The sequence below is a fragment of the Microcystis sp. M53602_WE12 genome (assembly GCF_030065455.1).
In the GTDB taxonomy this organism is placed as follows: Bacteria; Cyanobacteriota; Cyanobacteriia; order Cyanobacteriales; family Microcystaceae; genus Microcystis; species Microcystis aeruginosa.
The window spans coordinates 1-10,278 of the sequence record NZ_JASJFB010000324.1; the positions used below are offsets into that span (position 1 = coordinate 1).

Here is a 10,278-nt window from a genome sequence, read left to right on the forward strand (position 1 = left end):
ACTCAATTGTCTATCTTTTGGTATTAACCTATTTGTGCCTTAAGTCCTTTCCTGTATGAATTTCAGCTACTTTTGAGCGTAGTTGCTCTCATCGAATTTTATTTTAAGTTAATTATTTGCATAACAATTCCCGAAGAGCCAAATTTTCCTTCCTCCTTTAAAAACCCACCTCCCCACTTCCCACTTCCCCATTCATAATTATTCCCACTTGCAAGAGTGCCTTTTTGAACCTTTCCCTAAAAAGGTCTTAATTTTAGGGAAATACAGTTAAAGGAATCCATTCGTAGGTGTTGACAATGCCTTGAAAATAATCATTAATAGTTTCTCTGGAATAGGGAACAACACCCTCTTCACCAAACCAACGTTCATAAATTGTCACCGCTTGTTGTTGGTCACTAACGATCCCTTCCATGAATTTTAATAGGGTATAATTAACCGTATCGCGCCATTTAGAGTCATTTTCAGGTAAAGTACAGGCATAGGATTCGTAGGCGTAGGGATAGGAGGGAACTATGGCTAAATTATTGGGATTTTTAGCGTTTTTCCTTAAACCTTCTAGGGTAATGCCATCGCTGGCAAAACCATCAATTTCTCCCGCTTCTAGTTTTTGTAAACCCTCGCCACGATTTTTAACTTTGACCAAAATAGCGGCGGGTTGTTGAGTTTTAATTACTGCTTCATTAGTAGTATTGGCAATTACTCCAATGCGTCTGCCTGCCAAGCTACCGATGTCATCAAGATTACTACCTTTGCGGGTTAACAATTGAGTGCCACTGGCAAAATAACTAACGGAAAAATCAACTTCATTTTCTCTTTTCCAAGTAAAAGTAGTGGAGCCACATTCGATATCTATCACCCCTGTTTTCAACTTTTCAAAACGATTTTGGGGAGTAATCTCAACAATTTTTAACTTAATTGGTTTTCCTAACTTCCGTTCGGTTTCTTTGCGAATTAACTCTAACATATCAAGGCTGTAACCCACCCACTTGCCCTGGGAGTTGACAAAACCAAAGGGAATAGCATCTTTACGAGCGCCCGCAGTAATTACCCCAGTTTTTTGAATGCGATCGAAGATTGCTCCGGCAAGGCTAGAATGGTTACTGGTGAGGGTTAAAGCTACTGTCATCGTCATGACGGCAAGTGTACGCTTCATTTTTTTTCCTAATCTGAAAGTGGCTCAAGTCTGGGACTGTTTCAGGAGACTGAGAGTTTCCCAGAGGAAGATTTTTCAGAGGAGATTGCTGGGGACAAAAAAAGAGGAGAGATGTTACTCTCTCCCCCTTTCAGTTTTTTCGACAGCATTTTAAATTGTTTTTTCAGTTGTCGCTGTCGGGCTGAACCGCCCTTGCCTTTGTCGTTACGTCCCTGACGGCGGGGGGACTCCCATCGCTTAAGTCGCATAGTTTTTAATTCAAATTTGGTTAGTTATCTGTATTGTAACAGGGTTAGCGTCAGTTTGGGTTAAGGAAATGAACTGACGGGGTGTAGGGTGTGGGGTGTGGGGTGTGGGGTTTTACCCATTTTCAGTAACCCATGCGGGCGTTGGGTTTCATGCTTCAACCCAACCTACATTCATCTTATATTTAATTCCACCCACCCACTTAACCAACCTTGTCCACCTAATTAGTATTTTCCTATGCTTAGTCAGCAACTTTGGCACAGCCATCAAGATCTAGTACAAGCTTGTCTAGAACACCCTTTTGTGCGAGGTATCGCCACAGGAGAGCTTAAACGGGACTGTTTCGCTTTCTATGTCGGTCAAGATGCTTTTTTTCTGGAATCTTTCGCCCGTGCTTACAGTATCGCCGCCGCTAAAGCTCCCGATTGGCAGGGATTCACTAGCTTTCATCGGTTAGCGGCAGGGGTATTAAAGGAATTAGAATTACACGAAAATTACGCTTTACAGTGGGGGGTTGACCTGAGAAAGGTTCAGCCCGCTAATGCCACCCGTTGCTATACGGATTTTCTTCTCGCTACCGCTTGGATGGGTGATATCGGTGCGATTGCCGTGGCGATGAGTCCCTGTATGCGTCTTTATGCTTATCTGGGTCAACAATTAGCCTTAGAGCCGATTCCTGAGAATCCCTATCAAGCTTGGATTGATAGTTATAGTGGGGATGAATTCGCCGCTTTAGCAAGCCAGTTAGAGGAATTGGCGGATAAATACGCCCCGATGACGGAAAATATCTCTTTATCCTATCGTTATGCCCTTAGTTGTGAACAGGAATTCTTTAGTGCCGCCTACAGCTGGGGCAAATCTTAAAATTTTCCCGTCACAATGTTAAGAAATATAAATAACGCTAAGATTAAGGTAAGCAAAATCGTCATTATAAGAATAATGTTTCCTTCGCAACCCACCGAAAACGAACTCCTGAAAACTATATTGGAACCTCTACTAGAGGATTTCACCCATTGGTTTTCCCGTTCCCGTCTCCTCCTCGAATCCGAGAGATTATCCTTTCTCAGCGTCGAGGAACAAAACGATTTATTGGCAAGAGTCAAAAACGCCCAACAGGAGGTGGCCACGGCTTATTTACTCTTTAAAACCACAGGTGGTCAGGTGGGTATCGAGGCCAAGATGTTGTTGCCTTGGCATCAGTTGGTGGCAGAGTGTTGGGGAGTCAGCAGTCGTCGTCGTCGATTACAGGGTTGGGGAGAATATCAATCTCCTCAAACTGATGCTTAACCTGAAACTTTTTGGTAAGCTAGAGAGTTGAGCGAATTTTTAGCATAAAGTTTTGGCAATTAGGGAATATTCACACATAATTCATGGGAGACTCGGCCAATGTTACATCTGCTCTATATCCTCGCCTTCACAGTTATCGCTTTTTTGACCATTAATAATTTAATTCGGAGTCTGATTACTGTCAGCATGGATTCCCAGAAACGTCCTGCTAAATCGGCTAATTCCTATAATCCCTACGGTTATCCCATGACTTCCCATCCCGAACTTTTGGACGAGGCCGGACAACCGATTAATGAACCTCTGTTAGTGATTCGTTCTCTCACTGTCGAAGATGCTCGTCAGCAGTTAGATGCCATTTATAATTCTTCTCCCAGTGCCACCAAAGAGCAAGATGAAGAAATCTAATTGGGGTTGGCTGAATAAATCTAAAAATCTTGTTGGGTAAGACTTTGAGACCTTTTTGAAATCCAAAAGTGCTAGGCAAGAGAGTGATCAGGGGGAAAATTCAGGTGCTTTTTCCCCGAAAATTAGGTAATTGACCTCCTCAAAATCGGTAAAACCCTACACCCCACACCCCACACCCCACACCCTGCCCCCACCAGCAAACTTTTTCAGCAGACCCTAATTGGTTCTAGAATGGCGGTCTTTGAAAACAGATATATTTATCTACACGGTTTTGCTTCTGGCCCCCAATCAACAAAAGCGCAATTTTTGAGACATTGTTGGCAAAAGAGGGGTTTAGCAATGGAAATTCCCGATCTTAACGGTGATGACTTTTCTAGCTTAACTCTCACTCGTCAGATTGTTCAAGTCGGCCAATTGATTGAACAATCTCAGTTTCCCGTTACACTGATTGGTTCCAGTTTTGGCGGTTTAACGGCAGCTTGGCTGGCAGAAACTTATTTTCAGGTGCAAAGGCTCGTTTTATTAGCTCCCGCTTTTAATTTCGGGCCGATTTGGTTAGGACAATTGGGAGCAGAAACCCTAGCCAATTGGCAAAAATCTGGGAGTTTATCGGTTTATCACTACGGTTATCGTCGTTATCTGCCGATTTATTACAAGTTTATTGAGGATTTAGCTAATTATCCCCAAGAAAAGTTAATCAGGCAGCTCCCCACCCTGATTATTCATGGCAGTAACGATGGGGTAATTCCCCCAGAAAATAGTCGCTATTATGCTTTTTCTCGTCCTTGGGTACAGTTAATCGAATTAAATAGCGATCATGCCCTTACCGATGTTTTGACGAGAATCTGGGCTGAAATACAATTATTTCTCAATTTTTGACTAAATAGGGTTGGCTGAATAAATCTAAAAACCTTGTTGGATAAGGCTTTTAGACTTTTTTTCCCTCAAAAAGTGCCAACCATTGGAGTGATCGGGGGTAAAATCCCTGGACTTTTTCCCTGAAAATTAGGTAATTGACCCCCTCAAAATCGGTAAAACCCTACACCCTACACCCCACACCCTACCCCCACGAAAAACTTTTTCAGCAAACCCTAAATAAAAAACCCCCCCTTCGATCGGAAAAAGAGGAGGAAGTTTAGTGCATTTGTATTGGGCTTTGAGAAGATTTTTCAGCTTCTCAGTCTAAAGACAAGAGATTTTCTCCTGATGTCTTCCCACTACCAAAGTCCGCGGATAGGAGATACACTAGGCTCGGGAGCGGGTTGAGGAGCAACTTCAGTAAAGGTTCTGGTTTCCGGCGGTAAAGCGGGAAGTCCCCAAGCGGGTTCTTTTTGGTTAACTTCTCTTAAAAGTTGCGAGCGAGTAGCGCTGGTGGAGATTTCCGATTTTAGTTTCAAGCGGGAAACCCAATAGGGACGAGCTTTACCCACATAAACTAATTTGCCATCTACCACTTGCAAAATCACGTCATCACCACCCATGGCATCCCCAACAATACGAGCGGTGGTTCCGTCGGCAAAGTCGCCACTGAAAATTTCTTTGCCATCCACTGTCACAGGTCTGATCAATTGGATGGACAGAATTCCACCCACGGTTCCCCGGACGCGACCCAGTATATAGTCACCGGGGTTGAGTTGTGGCTCACCTCTGTAGGTGTTATGGCCGCGCAGTTGACTGATCAAGATTTCGTTATTTTGTGGTCCTGCTTGTGCGGGTACAGCGCCAAGGGTAGTTAGGGCAACTAAACCGGCAAAACCAGCGACAAGGGAAATTTTGTTAAACACAATTACCTCAAGCAAAAAGTTAGTAAATTACCTAGAGACGTTCTAGATTATAACTTAGTTCCCAATTTTGTCTATATTGCGAAATATTTGTTTAATAATTTCTCGATCGAGGTGTTGAGGGTTGGGGGTTGGGTTTTTAGGGTGTTAGGGTGTTGGGGTGTTAGGGTGTTAGGGTGTTAGGGTTTTAGTTGAAATTCCCCCATTCCCCTACCCCCCCACCTCCTAATTCATAATTCATAATTCCCACCTCCCCACTTCCCCATTACCCTCATTACCCTATCCCCTAAAAACTCGATTAAGCTGGGTTTTAAGATCGATCGATATTGCTGAATAATTCAGGATCGAGGATGGGTAGTTCGATATCTGTTTCTGCTGGGGGAGAGGGTAACTGGAAACGATTTAAGGTTTGTTGAATGCGATCGAAAATGGTGATTTTTTGCTCGCTATTGTTCTGGGGTTCGGGAATAGGTTCCACTTCTACCGGAGGCTAAATACTAGAGGCCGGTTCGTTAATCTCCTTTGTCTCCGGTATGGTGGTTAAGGGAGATTCGATCGCTTCAGGGGTTTCCTCTACCTTTTCGATTGTTTCTGTCTCTACTGGTTTTTCTTCCACTATTGGGGTTTCTGGCTCAATAACAGGAGTTTCTTCCACTATAGGGGTTTCTGGCTCAATAACAGGAGTTTCTTCCACTATAGGGGTTTCTGGCTCAATAACAGGAGTTTCCTCCTCAATAACAGGGATTTCCTGAACTATAGGGGTTTCTGGCTCAATAACGGGGGTTTCTTCCACTATAGGGGTTTCTGGCTCAATAACGGGGGTTTCTTCCACTATTGGGCTTTCTGGCTCAATAACGGGAGTTTTTTCCTGTAGACTGGGAATGGTTTTATAGTTGGGATCAACAATGCTACGGGCAATTGTAGGGGATAAATCGCCGCGGACTAATTGACTAAGGCCGTCTCGGTAAGAGGGATCAAAGCTAATCACGCGCACGCTGGTATTAAACTCGTTTTCGATTTTATTTCCCTTACCATCGATGAATTCTAATTGTACCCAGTTATTGCCCTTGGCAAAACCCTTGAGATAGATCGGTTCCCAAGTATCAAGCAGAAAACTTTCACCGTTGACAGTGACACGAATGCGCCAATTTTGAAGACTATTATCCTCGTTGGCAGTATTGGGCAGACGTAGAGGAGCATTACTCAGATAAAAATCGAGCAGGATCGGTTCTGCGCCGTAGATTCCTTGCGGACTACTGTAGGTTAACAGGGGTAAGTTGTTATCAGGGGCATTTTTGCCTGTTTTTGTCAGAATATGAAAGGTTGTTTCAGCGAAGGCCCCATCATTTTTAAAACTTTCCTGCCAAGGCCGCATGGACAAGACGCGGAGGGTGTGAGTACCGGGGGCAAGATTTTCTAGGATAATCGGTTGCTTGAGGTCGTAGATAGCCGCTGCTGGTTCATTATCGACAATTAGGCTCAAGTGGGGTCCTAATTTCAGGGTATCGTCTTGGAAAATTGGCAGATCTGACACTTGTAGTTTAACTGTCACCTGAGGGTCATCGAAAACTTGTTCGGCCAGAGGACTGAGAATCGTTACTTGGGGAGCGTAACGATCTAAACTGGGTCGCAGTTCCTGAATTAGGGCCGGGGGGGCAACCTCAGAAATGCGGCCTTGGACGACGGGAAGATGAAGGGTTTCGGAAGTGGGGAGATTGGTAGCCGTCAGGCGATCGCCACAGGCGGTTAACAGAATGGTCAGTAAACCGATCACAAGACATATACGAAGGGTTTTGACTGGGATTAATTTATGTAGTAGGGATAGCACGTTCCTCCTAGAGCCAAGGCCAAAATCTATACAAACCATTGATTTTTGCTAGAGTCATTGAATGCTCTGGTGTCAGCAAAAGCGCGAGAAGATGAGGTTATGGCCTCAATTTTACAGAATTGTTTGATTGTTTTTTGAGAATCTATCTATTGAATTTTCTATATGGTCTGGTGAGGGAGAAAAAGGTGAAATCGGCTTCTGGGGCGACAATTAATAAACTTTTGTAAAGAAAAATTACCGGTCTGACCCTGACTAAGACCGTCCATAGCAGAAAATGTCTCTCCTATCAAGGATTGAGAGAATTTTAATTATTGTTAAGCACAACGAACAGAGGAGAGAACAAAGACTTATCATCTACTATTGATGCTTTCGACTGGAATCTCACCCAAGAGGAAAGTCAAGCGACATTAACAAAAGGTGGGTCAGATTTCAACTTGCCTTTTTTAGGTTAAAAAATCTATCCTCAAATAAAACGCTAAGTCTATTGTCGAGAGAGGAGAATCCTCATGGCACTCCCCCCCAAAGCGGTAGCTAAAGTGATTGTAGATAAAGACCCAGTACCTACTTCCTTTGAGAAGTGGGGTCAGCCGGGGCATTTTGATCGCACTTTAGCCAAAGGACCCAAAACCACCACCTGGATTTGGAACCTACACGCCAACGTCCACGATTTTGATAGTCAAACCAGCGATCTAGAAGATATTTCTCGGAAAATCTTCAGCGCCCACTTCGGACATCTCGCCGTTGTCTTCGTTTGGCTGAGTGGAATGTACTTCCACGGCGCGAAATTTTCTAACTATGAAGCTTGGTTAACCAACCCGCTCGCCATCAAACCCAGCGCCCAAGTGGTCTGGCCGATCGTCGGTCAAGGCATCCTCAACGGCGATGTGGGCGGTGGTTTCCACGGTATTCAGATCACCTCTGGTCTGTTCTACCTCTGGCGCGCCTCCGGGTTCACCAACAGCTATCAGCTATACTGCACCGCTATCGGTGGTTTAGTTATGGCGGGCCTGATGCTGTTTGCCGGTTGGTTCCATTACCACAAAAGCGCACCGAAACTGGAATGGTTCCAAAACGTGGAATCGATGATGAACCACCACTTGGCGGGTTTACTCGGCTTAGGTTCCCTAGGTTGGGCCGGTCATCAGATTCACGTTTCTTTACCGGTGAACAAACTCCTCGATGCGGGAGTCGCTCCCCAAGACATCCCCTTGCCCCACGAGTTCATTCTCGAACCGAGCAAGATGGCGGACTTATATCCCAGTTTCGCCCAGGGTTTGACCCCCTTCTTTACCCTTAACTGGGGTGCTTACTCGGATTTCCTCACCTTCAAAGGTGGCTTGAACCCCGTGACTGGTGGTCTCTGGCTTTCCGATACCGCTCACCATCACTTGGCGATCGCTGTATTATTCATCATTGCCGGTCATATGTACCGTACCAACTGGGGTATCGGTCACAGCATGAAGGAAATCCTCGAAAACCACAAAGGTCCCTTCACCGGTCAAGGTCACAAAGGACTGTACGAAATCCTGACCACCTCTTGGCACGCCCAGTTAGCGATTAACCTGGCTCTCTTAGGTTCGCTAACCATCATCGTGGCCCACCATATGTACGCCATGCCGCCTTATCCCTATCAGGCGACTGACTACGCCACCCAACTATCCTTGTTCACTCACCACACTTGGATCGGTGGCTTCTTAATCGTCGGTGCGGGAGCGCACGGAGCGATCTTCATGGTGCGGGACTACGATCCAGCCAAAAACGTGGATAACCTGCTCGATCGGATGATCCGTCATCGCGACGCAATTATCTCCCACCTGAACTGGGTATGTATTTTCCTTGGCTTCCATAGCTTCGGTTTATACATTCACAACGACACCATGCGGGCTTTTGGTCGTCCCCAAGATATGTTCTCGGATACGGGAATTCAACTACAACCCATCTTTGCCCAATGGGTACAAAGTCTCCACACCCTGGCCCCCGGCAACACCGCTCCTAACGCTCTCACTACCGCTAGTTATGCTTTCGGTGGCGACGTAGTAGCAGTGGGTGGCAAAGTGGCCATGATGCCGATCACCCTCGGTACTGCCGATTTCCTCGTGCATCACATCCACGCCTTCACCATCCATGTCACCGTGTTGATTCTCCTCAAAGGGGTTCTCTACGCTCGCGGTTCCCGTCTGATTCCCGATAAAGCGAATCTCGGTTTCCGTTTCCCCTGCGATGGTCCCGGTCGCGGCGGTACCTGCCAAGTTTCGGGTTGGGATCACGTCTTCCTCGGCCTGTTCTGGATGTACAACTCCCTCTCGGTCGTAATCTTCCACTTTAGCTGGAAAATGCAGTCCGATGTCTGGGGAACCGTCGCCCCCGATGGCACTGTCACCCACGTTACCCTCGGTAACTTCGCCCAAAGTGCCATCACCATCAACGGTTGGTTACGGGATTTCCTCTGGGCGCAAGCAGCGCAAGTCATTAATTCCTATGGCTCCGCCCTGTCTGCCTACGGAATCATGTTCCTAGCCGGTCACTTCGTCTTCGCGTTTAGCTTGATGTTCCTGTTCAGTGGTCGCGGCTACTGGCAAGAATTAATCGAGTCGATCGTCTGGGCGCACAACAAGTTAAGAGTTGCCCCCGCTATCCAACCTCGCGCCCTGAGCATCATTCAAGGTCGTGCCGTTGGTGTGGCTCACTACCTCTTAGGCGGTATTGTCACCACTTGGGCATTCTTCTTGGCCAGAAGTCTCTCGATTGGCTAAACTTGCCTATAAGGGCTTGCCAGTCCCCCGGGGATTGGCAAGACTAGGCAGAACCAGCGTCGATTGACCGATACCTCTGTAAGCGTTTCCTATTACAGTGGGTGAATTGAAAAAAGGAAATAACCAGCACTCGTGTAAGAGCCTCAGTTATTTAGAGAGGAGAATTTCCTAAACAGCTATGGCAACTAAATTCCCTAAATTTAGCCAAGATCTAGCCCAAGATCCGACTACCCGTCGGATTTGGTACGGGATCGCCACAGCCCACGATTTTGAAAGTCATGATGGCATGACGGAAGAGAATCTCTACCAAAAGATTTTCGCGTCGCACTTCGGCCACATTGCAATCATTTTCCTGTGGACTTCCGGTACTATATTCCACGTCGCTTGGCAAGGTAACTTCGAGCAGTGGATCAAAGATCCCTTAAACATCCGTCCCATCGCCCATGCGATTTGGGATCCCCAGTTCGGTAAAGGCGCTGTAGATGCCTTCACCCAAGCTGGCGCTTCTAATCCGGTTAACATCGCCTATTCCGGGGTTTACCACTGGTTCTACACCATCGGTATGACCTCCAACCAAGACCTATACCAAGGTGCGGTGTTCCTGCTGATTCTCTCGGCGATTTTCCTCTTTGCTGGCTGGTTACACTTACAACCTAAGTTCCGTCCTAGCCTCGCTTGGTTCAAAAACGCTGAATCTCGCCTGAACCACCACCTCGCCGCTCTGTTCGGTGTTAGCTCTCTGGCTTGGACCGGACACCTCGTTCACGTTGCTATCCCCGAATCCCGCGGTCAGCACGTTGGTTGGGACAACTTCCTCTCCACTCC

The 10,278-nt window shown here is 46.3% G+C and carries 9 protein-coding genes and 3 pseudogenes; 7 read left to right on the top strand and 5 right to left on the bottom strand.

The features are described 5' to 3' along the window. Nucleotides 1–253 precede the first annotated feature (253 nt). Both PX482_RS11510 and PX482_RS11515 read right to left on the bottom strand, forming a co-directional pair. Entirely contained in the window at nucleotides 254–1,153 is a 900-nt protein-coding gene (locus tag PX482_RS11510) for an amino acid ABC transporter substrate-binding protein (RefSeq protein WP_002757237.1), read from the bottom strand. Nucleotides 1,154–1,194: 41 nt separating this feature from the next. Continuing rightward, nucleotides 1,195–1,401, bottom strand: coding sequence for a hypothetical protein (locus PX482_RS11515; protein ID WP_012267271.1), 207 nt, complete (start codon nucleotides 1,399–1,401; stop codon nucleotides 1,195–1,197). A gap of 235 nt (nucleotides 1,402–1,636) precedes the next feature. Here PX482_RS11515 and PX482_RS11520 point away from each other — a divergent pair, with 235 nt between their 5' ends. From PX482_RS11520 to PX482_RS11530, 3 genes are all read left to right on the top strand, one after another. Then, the gene (locus PX482_RS11520) at nucleotides 1,637–2,263 is read left to right on the top strand and encodes a TenA family protein (protein WP_002757233.1); all 627 of its coding nucleotides are present in this window, start codon (nucleotides 1,637–1,639) and stop codon (nucleotides 2,261–2,263) included. Nucleotides 2,264–2,278: 15 nt separating this feature from the next. Continuing rightward, a complete protein-coding gene (locus tag PX482_RS11525; RefSeq protein ID WP_002757231.1) occupies nucleotides 2,279–2,686 on the top strand; it encodes a DUF2605 domain-containing protein in 408 nt (135 codons plus the stop codon). A 99-nt stretch (nucleotides 2,687–2,785) separates the two neighbouring features. After that, nucleotides 2,786–3,091 carry a DUF2973 domain-containing protein gene (locus tag PX482_RS11530; RefSeq protein ID WP_002732775.1) on the top strand — a complete coding sequence of 102 codons (306 nt, stop codon included), beginning with the start codon at nucleotides 2,786–2,788 and terminating at the stop codon, nucleotides 3,089–3,091. Here the strand turns inward: PX482_RS11530 and PX482_RS28075 are convergent. Beyond that, nucleotides 3,032–3,274, bottom strand: a pseudogene (locus PX482_RS28075) (hypothetical protein). The gene PX482_RS11530 and the pseudogene PX482_RS28075 overlap by 60 nt on opposite strands. 48 nt (nucleotides 3,275–3,322) lie before the next feature. On the opposite strand from PX482_RS28075, the gene PX482_RS11540 reads away from it, so the two are divergent. Further along, nucleotides 3,323–3,970 carry a YqiA/YcfP family alpha/beta fold hydrolase gene (locus tag PX482_RS11540; protein WP_288025121.1) on the top strand — a complete coding sequence of 216 codons (648 nt, stop codon included), beginning with the start codon at nucleotides 3,323–3,325 and terminating at the stop codon, nucleotides 3,968–3,970. A gap of 134 nt (nucleotides 3,971–4,104) precedes the next feature. Next, nucleotides 4,105–4,230, top strand: a complete 126-nt coding sequence (locus PX482_RS11545; protein ID WP_288025117.1) for a hypothetical protein — start codon at nucleotides 4,105–4,107, stop codon at nucleotides 4,228–4,230. Nucleotides 4,231–4,308: 78 nt separating this feature from the next. Here PX482_RS11545 and PX482_RS11550 read toward each other — a convergent pair whose 3' ends face one another. Continuing rightward, the gene (locus PX482_RS11550; protein ID WP_002757226.1) at nucleotides 4,309–4,875 is read right to left on the bottom strand and encodes a hypothetical protein; all 567 of its coding nucleotides are present in this window, start codon (nucleotides 4,873–4,875) and stop codon (nucleotides 4,309–4,311) included. Nucleotides 4,876–5,182: 307 nt separating this feature from the next. Next, nucleotides 5,183–6,739 (bottom strand): annotated as a pseudogene (locus PX482_RS11555) (hypothetical protein). Nucleotides 6,740–7,206: 467 nt separating this feature from the next. Between PX482_RS11555 and psaA the strand changes: the two are divergent. Both psaA and psaB read left to right on the top strand, forming a co-directional pair. Further along, on the top strand, nucleotides 7,207–9,453 hold the full coding sequence (psaA, locus tag PX482_RS11560) for a photosystem I core protein PsaA (protein ID WP_288122457.1): 2,247 nt from the start codon (nucleotides 7,207–7,209) through the stop codon (nucleotides 9,451–9,453). Between the two features lie 178 nt (nucleotides 9,454–9,631). Further along, nucleotides 9,632–10,278, top strand: a pseudogene (psaB, locus tag PX482_RS11565) (photosystem I core protein PsaB); the annotation flags it as partial.